The organism is Pirellulales bacterium, from assembly GCA_019636345.1.
Classification (GTDB): Bacteria; Planctomycetota; Planctomycetia; order Pirellulales; family Lacipirellulaceae.
Window position 1 is genome coordinate 599,786 of sequence record JAHBXQ010000001.1, and the last position, 18,942, is coordinate 618,727.

Here is an 18,942-nt window from a genome sequence, read left to right on the forward strand (position 1 = left end):
GAGAATCTGGACCCATGCCCTTCCCCGCCCCGCGAACGCTGTTTGAGAAGATCTGGGACAACCATGTCGTCCATGCCGAGGAGGGTCGGCAGACCATGCTGTACATCGACCTGCAGTTGGTGCACGAGGTGACCAGTCCCCAGGCGTTCGAGGGGTTGCGGCTCTCAGGGCGCAAAGTCCGCCGGCCGGAGCGGACCGTCGCCACCGCCGATCACAACGTGCCGACGACCGACCGCAGCTTGCCGATCGCCGATCCGATTTCCAAGCAGCAAATCGACACGCTGCGCGACAACTGTCGCGAGTTCGGCATCACCCACTACGACTTGGGAGACGCCCGGCAAGGGATTGTCCACGTCATGGGACCCGAACTGGGCTACACGCAGCCGGGGATGACGATCGTCTGCGGCGACAGCCACACCTCGACCCACGGCGCGTTCGGGGCATTGGCCTTCGGCATCGGCACCAGCGAGGTCGAGCACGTGCTGGCGACGCAGACGCTGCTTGCGTACAAGCCCAAGACGCTCGAACTGCGCGTCGACGGCGCCCTGGGCCGCGGCGTGACCGCCAAGGACCTGGTGCTGTACCTGATCGGTCAGATCACCACCGACGGCGGCACCGGGTACTGCATCGAGTACACAGGCGAGGCGGTCCGCAGCCTGACAATGGAAAACCGGATGACGGTCTGCAACATGTCGATCGAGGCGGGCGCCCGGGCCGGGATGATCGCCCCCGACGAGACGACGTTTGCGTACCTGAAGGGTCGCCCCTTCGCCCCCGCCGGGGCCAAGTGGGAGCAGGCGCTCGCCGCATGGCGGCTGCTTCCCACCGACCCGGGCGCCAAATACGACAAGTCGCTGTCGTTCGCAGCGGCCGACATCGCACCGCAGGTCACCTGGGGGACCAACCCCGGCCAGGTCGCCTCGGTGACGGCGACAGTGCCGACGCCGGCCGACTTCTCTGACGCGACCGACCAGAAGACGACCGCCCAGTCGCTTGAGTACATGGGGCTCAAGGGAGGCGAGCCGATCACCGATCTGACGCTCGACCGCGTTTTCATCGGCAGTTGCACGAACGCCCGGATCGAGGACCTGCGAGCCGCCGCTGCGGTGGCCAAGGGGCGCCAAGTCGCCTCGACCGTCCACGCGATGGTCGTCCCGGGGAGCGGGCTGGTGAAGCAGCAAGCCGAAGCCGAAGGGCTCGACAAGATCTTTCGCGAGGCGGGCTTCGACTGGCGCGAGGCGGGCTGCAGCATGTGCCTGGCGATGAACCCCGACAAACTTGCTCCGGGCGAGCGGTGCGCGTCCACGAGCAACCGCAACTTCGAGGGCCGCCAGGGCAAGGGGGGACGCACCCATCTGGTGAGCCCCGCGATGGCCGCCGCCGCCGCGGTCGCGGGGCGCTTTGTCGACGTGCGGGAGTGGTAGCAAGCTCCGCGTCGTACCAATCTGCTGCACAATCCGTCAATCCTGTAGTCATTCGCTATGAAACCTTTCACCACCCACTCCGGCCTCGTCGTCGCCCTCGATCGGGCCAACGTCGACACCGATCAGATCATTCCCAAGCAGTTTCTCAAGCGGATCGAGCGGACCGGGTTCGGCGAGTTCCTGTTTTGGGACTGGGCCCGGCTCGACGACGAATCGCCGAATCCGGACTTCGAACTGAACAAGCCGGAGGCGACGGGCGCGAGCGTGCTCTTGGCCCGTCGCAACTTTGGCTGCGGGTCGAGCCGCGAGCATGCCCCCTGGGCGCTCGAGGATTACGGCTTCCGTGTGATCGTGGCGCCATCGTTCGCCGACATCTTTTACAACAACTGCTTCAAGAACGGCATGTTGCCGATCAAGCTCAGCGAAGCGCAGGTCGAGGACTTGTTCCAACGGGCCGCAAGGCATGCCCCCTACAAACTGACCGCCGATCTTGAGTCGTGCACGCTGAGCGACGAGCACGGCTTTTCGGCCGCGTTCGAGGTCGAGCCGTTTCGCCGGCATTGTCTGCTGAACGGGCTCGACGACATCGGGCTCACGCTCCAGCTCGAAGACAAGATTACGGCGTACGAAGCGGCCCATGCCGGGTGAGAGCGAGCGGGGCTCCGCGAGCGGACGCGCCGCGGCTCGCGTCCATGCCAACCGCTTGCGTGCCGAGGCCTCGGCGCTGGTTTTTTGTGAGCGAACTCGATGATCCGGTTCCTGCTTGTGAGTTGTTTGCTGTCGGTTGTCGCGTCGGCTACGTCGTCTCGCTCCGCGGAGACCAAGACCCCTTGGGAGTCGTTCGCCGACCCGGCTGACGAAACCGAACAGTTCCATGCGGAACCAGTCGTCGCCGGACTCGCCCGGCCGTGCGGGTTGGCGTTCCGGCCGGGAGCCCCGGAAGGCGTTCCGGCCGTGCTTTACTTCTCCGAAGCGGGGGCGGGCCGCGTCGTGCGCGTCGACCTCGACGACTCCCCGGCGCCGATCCCGGCAATCATCGGGTTTCCGACGCGCACCGTGCCGTCCCTTGGCGGGGCGAACCTCGGGCCGTTGGGGACCGCGTTTCTGACCAGGGCGAAGCTTGCCGTCGCCGAGGCCGGCTCGGGGGCGATTCGCGTCTACTCGATCGACGAGGTCGCACCAGCGGAGTACGGCGCGCCTGACCACGCGGCAGGCCCGGTGCGCGGTTCGCCGGCCGGGACCGGATTGTTCTCGCTCGCCCTTTTGGAGGACAAGGCGCTGTTCGCCGCGGGGCCTGAAGCGCCGGGAGCGACGCCGTCGCTCGTCCTGAAAGCCTCGCTCGCCGCCAACCAATTGACCGATTTGCAGCAGTTCGTTCCACTCGCCAAGCTGCCGCAGGCGAGCGCGCCGACGGCGCTCGCGATCAACTTCTCTCCCGACTCGCCGTACGTGGTGGCGGGTACGGCCGGCGAGCCGGGGCCGCAGGCCGACAGCGAGATCGCGTTTCTCAGTCCGCGCACTGGCGCCAAGGCGCTCGCGTTGCCGTGCGGGCTGCGCGACGTCGTCGCGCTGGCGTACAGTCCCGGCGGACAGCTCTATGCGGCCGATGCGTCGTGGGCCGACCCGACCGCGGGGGGCGTGTACCGCATCGACGCCGCGATGGTCGCTGGCAGGCAAGCGTGCCGGCCCGTGAAGATTGCTTCGCTCCTGCGGCCGATGTCGTTGGCGTTCGGCCCCGACGGCGTCCTCTACGCGGCTGCGTGGGGCTCCGAGGAGAACGAGGGCCGACTGCTTCGGATCGCGGGGGAACTATGACACGGCGTGAAAAAATCGAAGCGATGCTCGCCGACGAACCGCATGACGTCTTCCTGCGGTACAGCTTGGCGATGGAGTTGGACAAGGAGGGAGACAACGAGGCGAGCCTTGTCCGGCTCGACGAACTGATGCGCGACGAGCCCCCCTACGTCCCGGCGTACTTCATGGCGGGGCAGCAGCTGACGCGTCTGGGCCGCGTTGCCGAAGCCCGGACAATCTTGCGCAACGGCATCGAAGCGGCCCGCGCCCAAGGCAACGCCCACGCCGCCGGCGAGATGAGCGAGTTTCTCGCGTCGCTGGGAGAACTCGGCGAGTGAGCGGAGGACTCTCGTGCGGAGGCGCGGAGGGAACTGAGGAAGACTCAGAGACGGCGGCAAGCAGCACGCGTCGCTACGGCAAAGCGGCAAGTGATCGCCACAGCGCCGGTGAGATATCACAGGCAACTTTGCCATCAAGGTAGGGCAGCCAATCGTCGAGTCGACCGCCGCCATGGCGGTGCAAGACGACCGCCGTGATAGCCGGTGAGCGACTCATGCCGGCGCTGCACGCGACGAGCGTGCGAGACTCCGCTGGTCGCAGCAGTTCCAAAATGCACTGCACCACGCAATTCAGTGCTTCAGTGGGATTGTTGCCGTCATCGTGCAGCGGGAAGCGCAAGTAACACATCGACCTCGGCAGCACGGCCGGCGGCTCTTCAGCCGCCAGATCAACGACTGTTGTCATGCCGTGTCGATTCAGCAATGCCACGTCTCGCGCGTCCCGTGCATTGCCGATCCACAGCTTGCGGTTCACGATCTCCTGCATGACTCGGCGTCTCCTCCGCGTGCTCAGCGTCTTTGCCTGAGCTTCCCGCTCAACGATTCGCTTTCGCCGTTGCGCACGCGCTGGCGACGGCGCAGCTGGTGCAGGTGCTGCAGCCCCCCTGCCCTTTCGCTTCATCGGTGCCGCATCCTGGGCCGCAGCCTTCGGTGAGCGTGTCGGCGAAGCGGCGGAATTCGACGGCCGCTTCGTAGGTCTCGGCCAGTTGCGCCGTGATCGCCGCGGCCTCGGCCGGCGGGTCGCCAAGGAAATAGAAGTAGAGCCCCTGCCCGTCGAACAGGTGCTCGACGTCCACGAGCGCCGCCGGGACGTTGTGCTCGGCCAGCAGTTGCTCGCAGGCGGCGAACGCCTCGTGGCGATGTTTTTCGAGCCGCGCCTGCAGCAGGTCGTCCTCGACGGTCATGCGGCGCAAGATCTGGCCTTCGGCGTCCGCAGCCTCGTCGTGCGACTCGGGCTCGGCGACGATCTCGCCCAGTTCCAGGCCGCGCGAACTGCGGACCACGACCCGGGACCGGCGCGGATAGCGCACCGCCCCCGCGGCCGAGAATCGGCCGAGGGCGCCCAGGACTCCGTAGCGTACGAGGTGATAACCCATGGGGCGGCGGCAATCGCCGTGGTGGTGCGTGTCAGGACGTGTCGTGCCGGCCCTTGGATTGTGACAGGTCGCCGCGAGGATGCCAACGCCGTCGGAAGATCGGAGAGGCGGATCGCTGGGGGCGAGCGCAGGCGCCCTGCCAGCCTTCCCTGGCGAGGGTGAGTTGTCGCCGGTCGGGCGCTGTGCGACAATACGTCCTCGCGGTCGTGCCGGCGGCCGTGGTACGTCGTCAACTCTTTCCGACTTCCTTGTTGAGCGATCCCTCCGACATGACGCAACTCGCCTCCCCCGCCGGCTCCCTCGCCCAGTCCTCCGCAACCGATTGGAACCTGCTCGCCGACCGCGTCCTGGCGGGAGAACAACTCGACGCCGCCGACGCGCGGGCGATCCTGGCAGCACCGGACGAGGAGGTGCTCGAGCTGCTGGCGGCGGCGTACCGGGTGCGGCGGCGACACTTCGGCCGAACGGTGCAGTTGTATTTCCTGATGAACGCCAAAAGCGGGCTCTGCCCCGAAGACTGCGGATACTGTTCGCAGTCGAAGGTCTCTGAAGCGGAAATCCCGCGTTACAACCTGCTCAACCGCGAGCAATTGCTGGCCGGCGCCGAGGCTGCGGCCGAGCGGCAGGCCAAGACGTACTGCATCGTCATTTCGGCCCGCGGGCCCAACGAGCGTGAGATCGCCGCGATCGAATCGATCGTCCCCGAGATCAAGTCGAAGTACGGGCTCGACATCTGCGCGTGTCTCGGGTTGCTGACCCCCGACCAAGCGCAACGGTTGGCCGCGTGCGGGGTCAATCGCGTGAACCATAATCTCAACACGGGCGAAGCCCACTACGAGAAGATTTGCTCGACCCACACCTACGCCGACCGCGTGGAAACTCTCAAGGCGGTTCGCGCCGCGGGGATGGAGCTCTGCTCGGGGGGGATCATCGGCATGGGCGAACAGCCCCAGGACGTGGTTGACATGGCGCTGGAACTGCGCGATCTCGGGGTCGAGTCGATCCCCGTGAACTTCCTCAACCCCATCGAAGGAACGCCGCTGGAGGGGCAGTCGGAACTGACGGCCAACTACTGCCTCAAGGTGCTGGCGATGTTCCGGCTGGTGAACCCGGATCGCGAACTGCGGATCGCCGGCGGGCGCGAGCTGCGGCTCCGCAGCTTGCAGCCGTTGGGGCTCTTCGCGGCCAACTCGATCTTCGTGGGCGACTACCTGACGACCAAGGGCCAAGCCCCGCAGGCCGACTACGAGATGATTCGCGACCTCGGGTTCGAGGTGACGATGACGACCGAAGTCGGCTCGCCCAAGGGCGCCCATTGAGATTCGCTCGAAGGCGACCGCGCTGAGATGAAGGGCGCGAGGAGACCGGGAGTATCGCCAACGGCCAAGCGAGCCGAGCTCGTGGGAGTCGGTGATTGGCGACTGGTCGTTTGCCGGTCTCTGCTTCTGGCCGAGGCGGACGTCCTTCCGGCGCCAGCATAAGGCGGCGCCGGCGGTGCTGTCGCGAAATGTCGCGATTCCCATACTCGCCATCTTGCCTGTGTTCTGCGACCGGAATTCTTCTCGGGATTGATTCATTCTTCGCAAGCGGCACGGCCGATAAATCCCCACAACGGGATTCCGTACCCGGCCGTCGTGGCGTCTGCGCGCCGACGGGCGACGTCGCGGACCACTGCTCATCTCGCGGAGATGCTGAAATGCGGGCACGTTTGATTCTGGGCATCGTCGTTGCAGCCAGCCTTGGCCATGCGCCCGTTTTCGGGCAGACGTCGGGCGCGACGCTCGCCGAGCGCCTGGGGTACTTCACCACTTCGCAGCGGCGCGGCGAAGACCAGCCCGAGACGGCCGTCCGCACGGCCGCGGCGGAGTCGTCGAGCCCTCGCTCTCCCCGAGAAGTGAAGCAGAACTCCGGTCGCTCGACCGCGGGCAATTCCGGCCGCGGCTTAGGCGGATTCAGCCTGCGCCGGTTGCTGCAAAGCGAGCCGCGCGAATCGGGGACGAACGACGAACAGAATCACCCGATGCCCTACGACGCCAAGTCGTCGCGTCCTCAGACCCAAGAGTCGGCCAACCGTTGGCAGCAGAATGCCCAACAGCCGCAACACCAACGGTCGCAGCCGACGCCGGTCGCCTCGACGCCGCGACAGTCGCCGACGCAGTCACGTGTGGCGTCGTCGCCCGAGCGAACCAGCGCCGCCTCGCCCGGCAAACCGCGCACCTCGCCCAAGACGAGCATTGCCCGCAGCCAGCGAGAACTTGACGAAGCCCTGGCCAGCCTGCAGAACGAGGGGGCAAGCTCTGCCAAGTCGGCCGCCGGGGACGAGGAGGTCATTCCCGACTACCTGAAAGACTTGGACGAGACCCTGGCGCCGCGCACAGCCGCGCAGGGGCCTGCGGGGCGCAAAGGGGCAGCCTCGACGCCGTCGAACTCGCCCGACTCGGTCGCCGATTTCGGCGCCGCGTTGTCGAAGAGTCGCACCGCGGCCGCGAAGTCCGCGCCGACGTCGGCCGAGCCTTCGCCTGCCGCGGCCGACGTCCTGGGGGCCTTCCCCGATCCCGCGGCCGGCGAGACGCGCAGCGCCGCCATCGGACGCACGCCCACTGGGACTGCGCCTGCAGCCTCGCCGATTCCGGAACTTGCCGACGAGCCGACGCCGGCCCCGGCCAAGGCGCCGCTCACGGCTGCCAAGTCCCCGAGCGGTTCCGGCTCGGCCAAGGTCCTGTTCACTTCGCGGCAGCCGGTGATCACCTCGCGCGTGGAAGGGCCGCGGCAACTGGTCGTCGGTCGACCCGCGACGTACCGTATCACGCTGGAGAACATCGGCGACGTGGCCGCTCACGAAGTGCTGGCTCTGGTCACAGTCCCTGATTCGGCCGAGTTGATCGACGCGACGGCGACGGCCGGGGCGATCGAGCAGGCCCCCGCCGTCACCGGTTCGCAGGCGGTTCATTGGCAGATGCCGGAGCTTGCCGCGGGCGAGACGAAGACGATGGATTTGCAGCTCACGCCTCGCAGCGGCGCCGACATGGCCCTGGGAGTGCGATTCAGCCACGCCCCGATCGGTTCCGACGCGGTCGTCAAGGTGCAAGAGCCGATGCTCGCGATGACTTTGTCCGGACCGAGCGAGGTGCAATTCGGATCGCCGCAGAGGTTCAAGCTGGCAATCAGCAACCCCGGCACGGGCTCGGCCGAGAACGTGGAACTCGACCTGTTGCCCCCGGGCGGGGACGAATCGGCCAAGATTCACCACATCGTCGGTTCGCTCGCCCCCGGCGAGACGCGCGAAATCGAACTTGAACTGACCGCCCGCAACTCCGGCGACCTCGTCATGGAAGCCGGCGCAGTCGCGTCCGGCGGGCTGACCGCTTCCGCGAGCAAGAAGGTGCGGTGCGTGAAGCCGGAGTTGGAGATCGATTGGCGCGGCCCTGAAGAGAAATACAGCGGATCGGTCGCGACGTACTTTCTGCGGGTGCGCAACCCGGGCGAGGCGGCGACCGACGCGGTGACCGTGGACCTGGCGCTTCCGGAAGGGGCAAAGCTCGTTTCGGCCACCAACGGCTACACGACCAGCGACGACGACCGAATGCTCGCCTGGCACGGCACGCCGCTGGCGCCGGGCGAGGAGCGGTTCATCCAGGTGCAGCTCGCGCTCAACAAGCCGGGCCCCAACCAGATCAACTTGCGAGCTCTGACCGCCGCGGGGCTCCGTGACGTCAAAGCGGCCTCGACCAACGTGATCGCCGTGGCCGATCTCAAGCTTGAGGTGGCCGATCCCAAGGGGCCCGTGCCGGTGGGCGAGCCGGTCGTGTATGAAATCCGCGTTCGCAACCGAGGTTCGATCGCCGCCCGCGGGGTGAACGTCACGGGGCTGTTCTCCGCGGGGATCGATCCCGTGGCGGTCGACGGCGGGCGGCACACGGTGCGCGACGGGCGGGTCGCCTTCCAGCAAATCGAAAGCCTGCCGGCGGGCGAGGAGATCGTGCTGAAGATCCAGGCCAAGGCCCACGATCAAGGGACTCACGTCTTCCGGGCCGAGGTCGTCTGCCAGGATCTGGAAGTAAAGCTCTCGGCCGAGGAGATGACGCGGTTTATCCAGGAAGAGAACCCCTGGGACAGCGCCGCCACGGCGTACGGCTCCGAACCGTCGACGCGGCGCTAGCGGCTGCGGGCGGCTGAGACTGGAAATCACGACGAGACTCCGATGGCGAACATCGACGCGCTGATCGACCGACTGCAGCAAGGCGAACTGGCCGAGCAGATCGCTGCGGCCGAGGCGTTGTCGCGCGAAGGGTCTGCAGCGCAAGCCGCGATTCCGACGCTGGTGCCGTTGGCGAGCTCGACCGACGAAGAGCTGCAGCAATGGGCCGTGGCGACGCTCGAGGAGGTCGGCCCCCCGGCGGCGAGTCAGATCGGCGAATTGCAACGGCACGCCCAGGACCCTGACGGTTCGATTGCCTATTGGGCCGTGACGCTCTTGGGGCGCGCCGGCTCGCAGGCCGCCGGCGCCGCGAGCGTGCTGATCGAGCGGCTCGGTGACGCGGCGACGCCGCATGTCCAACAACGAGCCGCCTGGGCGCTGGGGGAGATTGGACAATCCGATCCCCAGATTGTCGCGGCGCTGCAGGCCGCGGCTGCCGGCTCGGGTCCGCTGGCCGCCCATGCCCACGCGGCACTCAAGCGAATCGACGCCTCCTGACCCCGCATCCGGCTGGCGGCGCACTTCCTGCCGAAGCGCGCAGGACGTTGTGCGCCGTTGCTTTCCGGCGACTGTGAGCCGCCGGCTCGGTGGGCGAGTGCACGACGGGGGGGCCCCAAGCGGAAGCCCGCCTCGTTTGGCGGGCCGTGCGGCAGGGGATTACAATCGAAGGGATGCGGGCGGAGCCTTCGCCCGACCTGTACGCCGCACCCGCGTCCTCGCCATGCGCATCAGCACGATCCCGCAGATCTATCGCAATGTGGGACGCTGGCGCGAGATCCTGGCGATTCTCAGCAAGTACGGGCTTGCCGATTGGCTCAGTCGGTACGACTACTTGCCGCTGCGATCTCTGCTGAAGAACCGCAGCGGGCAGCCGTTGGCCGACGAGTCGCGCTCGACCCGCATGCGGCTGGCGATCGAAGAGCTGGGGCCGACCTTTATCAAGCTGGGGCAAGTTCTCAGCACGCGTCCCGACGTGGTCGGCATCGAACTGGCGAGCGAACTCGAAAAACTGCAAATCGCCGTTCCGGCCGATCCCCCCGAGGCGGTCGTCGCGCTGCTCGAGGATGAACTGGGGCAGTCGGTGACGGAGGTCTTTTCCGAATTCTGTCCCGAGGCGGTCGCTTCGGCGTCGATCGGTCAGGTCCATCGGGCTCGGCTGGCCACCGGCGAGGAGGTGGCGGTCAAGGTGCAGCACGCCGATCTGCATCGCCGCGTGCGAGTCGATCTCGACATCCTCGCCGGACTGGCGCAACTTGCCGAGCGTTTGCCGGAGCTCCATCCTTACCGCCCCTGCGCGGTGGTCGCGGAGTTCCGCCGATCGCTGCGGCGGGAGCTCGATTTCGAGCGCGAGCGCCGACATGTCGAAGAATTGCGGCGCAACCTCGCGGAGAACCCGACGATTCGCATCCCGCGCCCGTTCGCCGAGTATTCGACGGAGCGCGTGCTGGTGATGGAGTGGCTGGAAGGGCCGACGCTCGCGAATGTCGAGCGGCTCCCCAGGGACCCCGACGAGCTCGCCGCGCTGGCGCGCCACGGGGCCGAACTGTATCTCGAGATGATCTTTCGGCACGGGTTCTATCATGCCGACCCTCACCCGGGGAATCTCGTGGCGCTGCCGGGGGGCGTATTGGGTTTGCTTGACTTCGGCATGGTGGGACGGATCGACGACGCGCTCCGCGAGGACATCGAGGACCTGCTCGCAGCGGTCGTTGAACAAGACAGCCAGCAGCTAACGGCGGTCGTCATGCGCATCGCCGCGACGCCGCCGGGGCTCAACGAGTCGGCGCTGGGGATCGACTTGGCCGACTTCGTGGCTCACTACGCCCACCAGCAGGCCGACAAATTCGAGTTGGCCGCGGCGCTCACCGAGATGCTCGACGTGATGCGTCGTCACCAAATCGTGCTCCCCACGGCCGCGACGATGCTGCTGAAGGTGCTGGTGATGCTCGAAGGGGCCGGGCGCCGGCTCTCGCCCCGCTTCAGCCTGATGGACGTGCTGCGGCCGTATCGCAAGCAAATGCTCAAGCGGAGGATGTCGCCGATGCGGCAGTTTCGCAAGGCGCGCCGCATCGCGTACGAGATGGAGCAACTGGCCGAGGTCTTCCCGCGTCGGATTCGCGACATCCTGCAGCAGGTGCAAACCGGGCGCTTCGACGTGCACCTCGATCACCGTGGATTGGAGCCGAGCGTCAATCGGCTCGTCGCGGGGCTGATCACCAGCGCGTTGTTCCTGGGATCGGTGCTGATGGTCGTCAACCACGTGTGGCCGCTGTGGTTTTGGCCCGTGAAAGACGTCTCGGCCCCGGGGCTCGCCGGGTTGGGGGTGAGCCTGATGTTCGGCCTGCGGCTGTGGCGGGCCATCAGCAAGAGCGGGCATCTCGACCGGCGCGGGTAAGAGGCCCGGCAAGATCATGCGCATGATCTCTGCCTTGTTCGCGCAACGCCGCGCCGATCGACGCGGGCTAGCGAACCGTTGCATCCGCTCGCAGCCGGCGCTGCCCGGCCGTGTTTTCGGACAGACCTCAGTACGGGCTCTCGTGAATAACGGGGTCTTCCTTGCCCTCTTTGGAAATCGAGGCCCGCGTTGCCATGGCGTTCATCACCGCCGGGTCGACTGAGTCGAACACGAACCGCACTCCGCCGTCGCAGAAGCTGAAGTGAGATCCCCCCGGGTGGTCGCTGCCGAACGACTCGGCGTAGCTCAGCGTGGCGTTCCGATCGAGGCCGCCGGTGAGGCAGATGTTGAAGCCGTCCTTGAAAGTCGTTCCGAGGACGAACCCGGGTCCGCCGGCGAACTCGCCCGGGTTCTGGTTGTCGAACAATCGCGACCCCGCGACGACTCCCCACATGACCGCATTGGACCAGCGGACCGAGCGTTCGCCGGTTGCCAAGGTTTTCGACGTACCGTCTGTGATCTCTTCGGGCCGTAATGCGTTGTTGCGGCCAAAGACTCCGTCGAAATTGTCTCGACACACAATGCAGGTGGGCCGCACCGTGCCGACGCTGGCCACGTAGCTGGCTGCCGCCATTTGGCAGACGGGTTTGAACAAGGCGTTCAGCCTCACGTCGATCTGCTGTTGAAAGCCCCCGTCGGAGGGACAGATCCAAGCTGGGAGCGACTGCATTCGAATCTCCGCCATGGCCGGGGATTCGACGTTCGCCTTCTGATCGATCCGATCGTACAGGGCGGTTTGTTCCATGTAGGGGAGCAACTGCACGCCCCACGCCCAGCCGGGGCCCGCGTCATCGCCGTTCGCCTTGAGCGCCGAGACGTATCCTGCGGGATACTTTTTGTGGGCGGAAATGTGCGATTGAAGCGCCAGCCCCGACTGCTTGAGATTGTTTCCGCAAGCTTGCCGCCGCGCCCTTTCGCGGGCTGCTTGGGTCGAGGGGATCACCAGTCCCATGAGCGCCCCCAAGACGGCGATCACGACGAGCAGTTCGATCAAAGTAAAACCGTCGCCGCGCCGGGGCGAGCGGCAGTCTTTCGTTTGCAGCGTCGTCACGAAAGGGCTCCTTCAGCGAGTGGAAGCAGGGGCGTCGTTCGCGGACGACGTTTCAGGCGTTCGACAATTGCGGAAGCTCGAATGCGGCAGGGGCGGAGCCAGCGTCGCACCCCCCACGCGCCGAGAAGGCTGAGCGCGAGCGCCGCGGGTTCGGGAACGACGGCCAGCGGGCCAACGGCCGCCGCGGCGCCGTACTCTCTTTGCCAGATCAGCAGATCGTCCCCTGCGGACTTGCCGTCATTGTTCGCGTCGGCCGCAGCGGTCGTACCGAAAGCCTGTCGCCATACGGCGAGATCGCCGCCGTTGACGAAACCGTCACTGTTGAAGTCGGCCGCCAAGGCGCCGGTCGGGGTGAAATAGAACTCGAGCGAGTGCCGAATCGGCTCGATCGACGTTTGGAACAACATCGTGTAGGCGCCGCTCGGGAGGGGCGGAACGAATCCTATCGCTCCCGGAGCTTGGCCGATGTCTGGCAAGAGTTCGATTCCCGAATGGTCGCCGTCCAAGTTGATCGGAAAGTCGAGCCAGCCGAGCATCGGGGCCGGGTCGATCTCCTCGCCGATGCCGGCGGTCCAGACGGCGCCGGCTTGAATGCCGGTGAAGACGCGAGAATAAGAATGATCGTGAAAGGCGATCTTGATGGAAGAGAGGACATGCCCGGCCGGAACGGTGAACCATGCCAAATCGACGCCGTACGTCTCAGCCACGAGCAGATTCGAGCCGGGCTGAAACGGCAGCAGGGTGGGAGCCGCGGGATCGTCGGACATATCGCCCGACAGATACTCGCTGTACGTGGCCCCGACTCCCGTAGCGCACAGAAGCGCGCACACGACGACTGCCGACCACAACATCAAGTGCAAGAGATGCATCTGCGAGAATTCGCGAGAGAAACCGCGGCCCTGCCCTCCCCCCTTATAGGGCCTCCCCTGGGCTGCGGCAACCCGACGCCACGCGGGGGGCTCGGCGGGGGGCCTGCAAGTCCGCGCCAGATTCGCTCTGTTGCGCCCCTGGCAGCCTGTTGAAAAAATGGACAGTTGCGCTCACGGAGGGCCCATTTCTGGGTTTGTTCGTCTTGCACTCGCAAGCCAGTCCGCCCGTCCCTTTCAGTCCAGGCAGGACTCCAGTCGTCCCTCAGTGCAGACTCCTGCGGCAGGGCGCCGGGGCCGCCCGCGTCAAGCCATGGGCGTTCTCCCCGAAGCATCTGCGATTGCCATGCCCCAGTGGTTTTCCGCACAGGTTGACCTTAAGATGGATGCTCGCAAGGCGGCGCCGTAAAACGCTTTTGCGATCGGGTCGAGCGAGCCGCGACCACGGCAACGCAGGGAGCTTGCGAGCGATGCCTGAATTGAAAGCCTTCGGCAAGGACAATCGCCAACGCTGTTGGCAGTCCATTCCCCAAGGCGAATCGATCGTTCTCGGCCGCGCGCCGCGCAACGGGTGGAGCGTGCCGTGGGATCGGCTGATCTCGCGCGAGCACGCTCAACTGCGGCTCGAAGGGGACCGACTGTTCGTCGAAGAGCTCAAGACGGCTCGGAACCCGATTTTCTTCGACGGCAAGCCGAGCGCCACGTTCGAGGTCGTCGCCGGGGGGGAGTTTCGCATCGGCGAGACGACCTTTCAGTTCGTCGGGGCTTCGGCCGAGGCGGCGGGATCCGACACGATCGTCGAGCACGCGCTGGGGACGTCGCCGCTGAAGTCGGGGCGGTTCGAGAACGCCCACGAGTGCCTCGAAACCTTGTGTCAGTTGCCGGGGCTGATCGCCGAGTCGCGGAGCGACGTCGACTTTGCGACGAAGCTGACTGACATGTTGCTGGCGTCGCTGCGCGGTGCGCTGGCGGCCGCCGTGATCCAGGTCGACGCGGACGACGACGAGGGGCTTGTCCAGAGCGAGCCGACGCTGCTGCGCTGGAACACCCGAGGCGAGTCGGTCGGTCGGTTCCGTCCCAGTCGGCGACTGATCACGCAGGCCCTGGAGCGCCGGCAAAGCGTCGTTCATCTGTGGACCGACCAGGACGGACGCAACTCGAACTTCACGATGTCGTGCGATCTCGATTGGGCGTTTTGCACGCCCATTCCCACCGCCGACAACGAACGCTGGTGTCTGTACGTGTCTGGCAAGCGCCAGTTCGCCGGGTTGCAGGAAATCCAGCACCCGGACGACCTGATGGCCGAGCTGCGCCTGGCCGAATTGATGGCCCGGTTCATCGGCGCCGTGCGGCAGGTCCGTTCGCTGGAACAGCAGCAGGTGGCAATGCGGCGGTTCTTTTCGCCCGCGGTCGTCGAGACGCTGCAAGGGGCCGGCGCCGGGGCCGCGCTCGAGCCGCGGCAAGGCCCGGTGAGCGTCTTGTTCTGCGACGTCCGCGGCTTTTCGCGCAAGGTCGAGCAGTGGAAGGACGATTTGCGGCCCCTGCTTACGCAGGTGAGCGACGCGCTGGGCGTGATGACCGGCAGCATCATGAAGTACGAAGGGGTGATCGCCGACTTCCAGGGGGACGCCGCGCTCGCTTTCTGGGGTTGGCCCAGTCACGTCGAGGATGCGGCCATGTCCGCCTGCCGGGCGGCGCTCTTGATCGAGCGCAAGTTCCGCGAGGCGAATCAGGATCCGGCCCACGCCTTGTACGGGTTCCGCATCGGCATCGGCGTCGGTTTCGGCGATGCGATCGCAGGGCAGATTGGTTCGCAGGAGCAGATCAAGGTCGGCGTGTTCGGCCCCGTGGTGAATCTCGCCTCCCGGTTGCAGAATCTCACCAAGCAGATCGGCGTCGCGATCCTGGTCGACGGGACGACGGCGGCGGCGCTCGCCAAGGGCCTGCCGGAGGGCGCCGAGCGGTGCCGACGGATCGCTCGGCTGCGTCCCGCGGGCATCGACACGCCGGTCGACGTGCACGCTCTCGTGCCGCACCATGCGGGAGACGAGGGGCTCTCCGCCGCGGAATTGCGAACGTACGACGAAGCGGTCGACGCCGTGATTGCCGGCGATTGGCCCCGCGCCCGTGACTTGCTGAAACGGATGCCGGCCCAAGACGGCCCCAGCAATTTCCTGCGGGTCGAAATCTGCCGTCACGACGGCGCCCCCCCGGCCGACTGGGACGGGGCGTTCTCGCTCGGACGCTGAACGGGCCGCCGGTCAGGACGGGCTCAACGGCGGGCGACTCCCTGGGCGGCGTCGTACTTGCGCAGGCGGCTCTGCACGTCCCACGTCATCCACAGGGCAATGCATTCGCCGCCGACGATCATCCCCCACACGTACCACGCCATGTGCTCGGGGTGGGCGGCGATCGCCGGCAACAGGAAGCATCCCAGCAGCGGCACGACGACTCGCGCCGCGCACCCCATGCCGGCTGCCACGAACGGCGGGCCGTAGTCGTACAGGTTGCGCACTCGCCGCGGCAGGCCCGCCAGACAGCTTGCGACCGCGGCCAGCATCGGCCACTGCATGTGCGTGTCGACGACCGAGCGGTACGACGCCAGTGCGTCTTGGGCGAGGACCGCGGTCGCGGGCAGGCCGCTGTTGGCGCCGCGCACGGCGGCGGCGATCCCCCACGCCAGCAGCCCCGCGCCGACCCATCCGACGGCCAGCCACGTGTCGCGCTTCAGATCCGGGTGTCGCAGCACGAGGTAAATCCCCGGCAGCACGACGAGCAGCGCGACGTACTGGGCCAGCATCGGCAGGAACAGGTGCCAAGCGGTCGCTTCCCCCGCGCGGATCGCCCAAGCCATGAGCCCGGCGATGCCGACAATCGTCAGCCCCTGGACGACCAGATCGAAGGGACTCATCTCGCCCCCTTCGTTCCGCAGCATTCGCCGGGCGTCGTCGACCGACAGCTTGTTGACGAGCATCCGCTCAGTCTCGTCCCGCGGAGGCGCGGGAGCGGACGGAACCAACGGCGATTTGCGATTCTTGGCCATCGACGGACGGAAGCGAAACTGGGGGGATGCAAGCGGTACGGCGAGGCATTGTAACCGAGCCCCAGGTCGCGTGCTTGGCCCCGCGCCGGCGGAGGCAATGGGCGGGTCCGAGGGGTTGGGGAGAAACGCTTATGGCGTCGCGGGCGATCGAGGGCCGTTGCCAACCGGATTGGCGGCGCAATCCGCAGCGCCGGTTCTCGTCCCGTCCGACGGGGCGGACAAAAACATGGTGCGATCGGACGAGGCAATTAGACTGAAATCTGGCCGCCGCATGCTCGTTTGACGCGCATTTCGCCCGCTCAGCCGGGGTCTCGGCGACCGCTCCACCGACGACGTTTGCACCTTTGAAGCGGAACCGACGCGTGTTGCACCACAGCCCAGGGCGCCTTGCGCCCGCACTTTTCGTTGCGCTGCTTGTCCTGTCGACGAGGTCGGCGACCGCCTACGATCGGACCCTCGACGGCACGTACACGCACCCCACGATCGTCAATCGCGGCGCGGCGGGGCAGCAGTTGATTCGAGTCAACTACCTGGTCGACTACGCCAACAGTCAGGGCGCCATGATCCTGCCGCCGACGCGTCCCAATGCGCGGACGATCTCGAACACCCTCTCCGCGCAATCGTCGAGCAAGGAGAGCGTCCGCGGGCTGAGCAACTTTGCGTTCGGTTGGGCGCAGTTTCTCGACCACGACATGGGGCTCTCGACCACGAGCAACGGCGCCGGCGTCAACGGTTCGGCGGCGATCACGATCACCGATCCCAACGATCCTCTGGGTCCGAATCCGATCGGGTTCACGCGTTCGAACTTCGTCTTCGACGGTTTCCGGCAGCAGATCAACGAAGTCACCTCCTGGATCGACGGTTCGCAGATCTACGGTTCGAGCACGGCCCGCGCGGCCGCCTTGCGAACCGGCGGCGGGACGGGGGCCAAGCTGCTGACGAGCGCCGGCAATCTGCTCCCCTACAACACCGCCGGCTTGGCGAACCAGAACAACGGGCCGCTGCCCGCCAATCAGTTGTTCCTCGCCGGCGACGTCCGGGCCAACGAGAACTCGCTGCTCACGTCGCTGCAGACTGTGTTCGTCCGCGAGCACAATCGACTGGTCGACGTCATCGCCGTACAGAAGCCGAGCCTCAACGCCCAAGAACAATACAATCTGGCCCGTAAACTGGTCATCGCCGAGCTGCAGGCGATCACGTACAAGGAGTTCTTGCCCGCGTTGATGGGCGCCAACGCGCCGACGGTGCAAGCCTTCGCGTTCAGTCCGGCGATCGACGGTTCGGTCACCAACGCATTCGCTCACATGGCGTTTCGCTTCGGCCACAGCATCGTCGGCGAGTCGCTGCTCTTGGCCAACGACGGCAGCCAGGCGGTCGGCAGCTTGACGTTCGGCAACTCGTTTTTCAATCCGGCGCTGATCGCCAACGACCCGACCATGATCGACAAGGTTCTCATGGGCGCCTCGCTGCAGAAGTCGCAGGAGGTCGATCTGCAGATCTCGAATTCCTTGCGAAACGTCATGTTCGGTCCGCCGGGGGCCGGCGGGACCGATCTCATGGCGATCGACGTGCAACGCGGGCGCGATCACGGCATCGTCGATTACAACGAACTGCGAGGCGCCTACAACCTTTCGACGCTCGCCAATTTCAGCCAAATGCCGACCGACGCCGCGACTCGCGCGGCCATCCAATCGCTGTACGGCAACAACGTCAACAACGTCGACGCCTTCGTCGGAGCGTTGGCCGAGACGCATCTGCCGGGGTCGAGCCTCGGCCCGTTGCTGACGGCGATCATCGGCAACCAGTTCACGCGTTCGCGTGACGGCGATCGGTTCTTCTACACGGGGGATTACAACGGGTTGTACGCGGGCGGGGTGCTGAAGTCCGACATTGCGTCGATCGTCAATCTCGACACGATCAAGCTGGCCGACCTCATTACGATGAACACGGGCCTGACGAACATCTCCGACAACCTGTTCTTCGCCCAAGCGCCGGCTCCGTCGGCGCCGCTGGCGGGCGACTTCAACAACGACGGGGTCGTCGACGGCGCCGACCTGACGGCGTGGAAGGCGGGGTTCGCCGCCGGGACGCTCACGGGGTCCGATCTGTTGACGTGGCAACGGAATGTCGGGGTCGGGGCCGCGACCGGCGCCATCGCCGCCGTGCCCGAACCGTCGGCGGCGCTATTGGCCGTCGTCGCCGCGGTCGCCGTCGCGCTGCGTCGTCGCCGCGCTCCGCGCTGAGCGCCGCGACAAGTTGCTCGATTTTGCTCGCGTGCAAAACGATCAAAATCTCGCAGCAAAACTTCGCGTGCAAGGCGGTCGACTTCGGTCCTAACCGCCGGCTTGCCAACGACTTCGGCGCGGGACCGCCGAGGGCCGCGGCTGAGTTTTGCCAGCAAAACTCCGGGGGGGCGAGCAAAACTCCTCGTCCCGCCCCCGTCACCCTCGCCAAAATCCTCGCGGAAACCGACGCCGAAGTCGACGAGCCTTGTGCGTTGTCGAAGCCGCTCGCTCGCCGACGTCGGCCTGTCCGCCCGGCGCGGCCTTGGCGGGGCGACTTCGTTCTACACGAAGGGGCGGCCCCATTTCTACAAAAATCGCAGCAGCGTGCTGCTGGCGATGCGGATCCGCCGGCCTACTCGGCTCAATTAATCGACTGCACCGCCCGGGTGTT

16 protein-coding genes are annotated in these 18,942 nt (G+C 66.6%); 11 read left to right on the forward strand and 5 right to left on the reverse strand.

Annotation, left to right across the window (positions count from 1 at the left end):
• The first annotated feature begins 14 nt into the window (after positions 1 to 14).
• The 4 genes from leuC to KF688_02280 all read left to right on the forward strand — a co-directional run bounded on the left by leuC (position 15) and on the right by KF688_02280 (position 3,556).
• The gene (gene leuC, locus KF688_02265) at positions 15 to 1,424 is read left to right on the forward strand and encodes a 3-isopropylmalate dehydratase large subunit (protein MBX3424481.1); all 1,410 of its coding nucleotides are present in this window, start codon (positions 15 to 17) and stop codon (positions 1,422 to 1,424) included.
• Positions 1,425 to 1,481: 57 nt separating this feature from the next.
• Positions 1,482 to 2,072, forward strand: a complete 591-nt coding sequence (gene leuD / locus KF688_02270; GenBank protein MBX3424482.1) for a 3-isopropylmalate dehydratase small subunit — start codon at positions 1,482 to 1,484, stop codon at positions 2,070 to 2,072.
• Between the two features lie 99 nt (positions 2,073 to 2,171).
• Positions 2,172 to 3,239, forward strand: coding sequence for a hypothetical protein (locus KF688_02275; GenBank protein MBX3424483.1), 1,068 nt, complete (start codon positions 2,172 to 2,174; stop codon positions 3,237 to 3,239).
• Positions 3,236 to 3,556 carry a hypothetical protein gene (locus KF688_02280; GenBank protein MBX3424484.1) on the forward strand — a complete coding sequence of 107 codons (321 nt, stop codon included), beginning with the start codon at positions 3,236 to 3,238 and terminating at the stop codon, positions 3,554 to 3,556. Before KF688_02275 ends, KF688_02280 begins: the two co-directional genes overlap by 4 nt.
• A gap of 73 nt (positions 3,557 to 3,629) precedes the next feature.
• Here the strand turns inward: KF688_02280 and KF688_02285 are convergent, their stop codons facing one another.
• The gene (locus KF688_02285; GenBank protein MBX3424485.1) at positions 3,630 to 4,043 is read right to left on the reverse strand and encodes a dual specificity protein phosphatase family protein; all 414 of its coding nucleotides are present in this window, start codon (positions 4,041 to 4,043) and stop codon (positions 3,630 to 3,632) included.
• Positions 4,044 to 4,092: 49 nt separating this feature from the next.
• Positions 4,093 to 4,653, reverse strand: coding sequence for a hypothetical protein (locus tag KF688_02290; protein ID MBX3424486.1), 561 nt, complete (start codon positions 4,651 to 4,653; stop codon positions 4,093 to 4,095).
• Positions 4,654 to 4,922: 269 nt separating this feature from the next.
• Between KF688_02290 and bioB the strand changes: the two genes are divergently transcribed.
• From bioB to KF688_02310, 4 genes are all read left to right on the forward strand, one after another.
• Entirely contained in the window at positions 4,923 to 5,972 is a 1,050-nt protein-coding gene (bioB, locus tag KF688_02295) for a biotin synthase BioB (protein ID MBX3424487.1), read from the forward strand.
• A gap of 377 nt (positions 5,973 to 6,349) precedes the next feature.
• Positions 6,350 to 8,812 (forward strand): hypothetical protein, encoded by a 2,463-nt coding sequence (locus tag KF688_02300; protein ID MBX3424488.1) that lies wholly within the window; start codon positions 6,350 to 6,352, stop codon positions 8,810 to 8,812.
• Between the two features lie 42 nt (positions 8,813 to 8,854).
• Complete coding sequence (locus tag KF688_02305; GenBank protein MBX3424489.1) at positions 8,855 to 9,349, forward strand: HEAT repeat domain-containing protein; 495 nt, start codon at positions 8,855 to 8,857, stop codon at positions 9,347 to 9,349.
• A gap of 223 nt (positions 9,350 to 9,572) precedes the next feature.
• A complete protein-coding gene (locus KF688_02310) occupies positions 9,573 to 11,246 on the forward strand; it encodes an AarF/ABC1/UbiB kinase family protein (protein MBX3424490.1) in 1,674 nt (557 codons plus the stop codon).
• A 127-nt stretch (positions 11,247 to 11,373) separates the two neighbouring features.
• On the opposite strand, the gene KF688_02315 is transcribed toward KF688_02310, so the two are convergent.
• The gene (locus tag KF688_02315) at positions 11,374 to 12,357 is read right to left on the reverse strand and encodes a DUF1559 domain-containing protein (protein MBX3424491.1); all 984 of its coding nucleotides are present in this window, start codon (positions 12,355 to 12,357) and stop codon (positions 11,374 to 11,376) included.
• Positions 12,354 to 13,226: a hypothetical protein gene (locus KF688_02320; protein ID MBX3424492.1), complete on the reverse strand. Its 873-nt coding sequence runs from the start codon at positions 13,224 to 13,226 to the stop codon at positions 12,354 to 12,356. Before KF688_02320 ends, KF688_02315 begins: the two co-directional genes overlap by 4 nt.
• Positions 13,227 to 13,693: 467 nt before the next feature.
• Here KF688_02320 and KF688_02325 point away from each other — a divergent pair, with 467 nt between their 5' ends.
• Entirely contained in the window at positions 13,694 to 15,472 is a 1,779-nt protein-coding gene (locus KF688_02325; protein ID MBX3424493.1) for an FHA domain-containing protein, read from the forward strand.
• Between the two features lie 23 nt (positions 15,473 to 15,495).
• On the opposite strand, the gene KF688_02330 is transcribed toward KF688_02325, so the two are convergent.
• A complete protein-coding gene (locus KF688_02330) occupies positions 15,496 to 16,266 on the reverse strand; it encodes a hypothetical protein (protein MBX3424494.1) in 771 nt (256 codons plus the stop codon).
• Between the two features lie 362 nt (positions 16,267 to 16,628).
• Between KF688_02330 and KF688_02335 the strand changes: the two genes are divergently transcribed.
• Positions 16,629 to 18,509: a peroxidase gene (locus KF688_02335; GenBank protein MBX3424495.1), complete on the forward strand. Its 1,881-nt coding sequence runs from the start codon at positions 16,629 to 16,631 to the stop codon at positions 18,507 to 18,509.
• A 249-nt stretch (positions 18,510 to 18,758) separates the two neighbouring features.
• The gene (locus KF688_02340) at positions 18,759 to 18,920 is read left to right on the forward strand and encodes a hypothetical protein (protein ID MBX3424496.1); all 162 of its coding nucleotides are present in this window, start codon (positions 18,759 to 18,761) and stop codon (positions 18,918 to 18,920) included.
• The last annotated feature ends 22 nt before the right edge of the window (positions 18,921 to 18,942 follow it).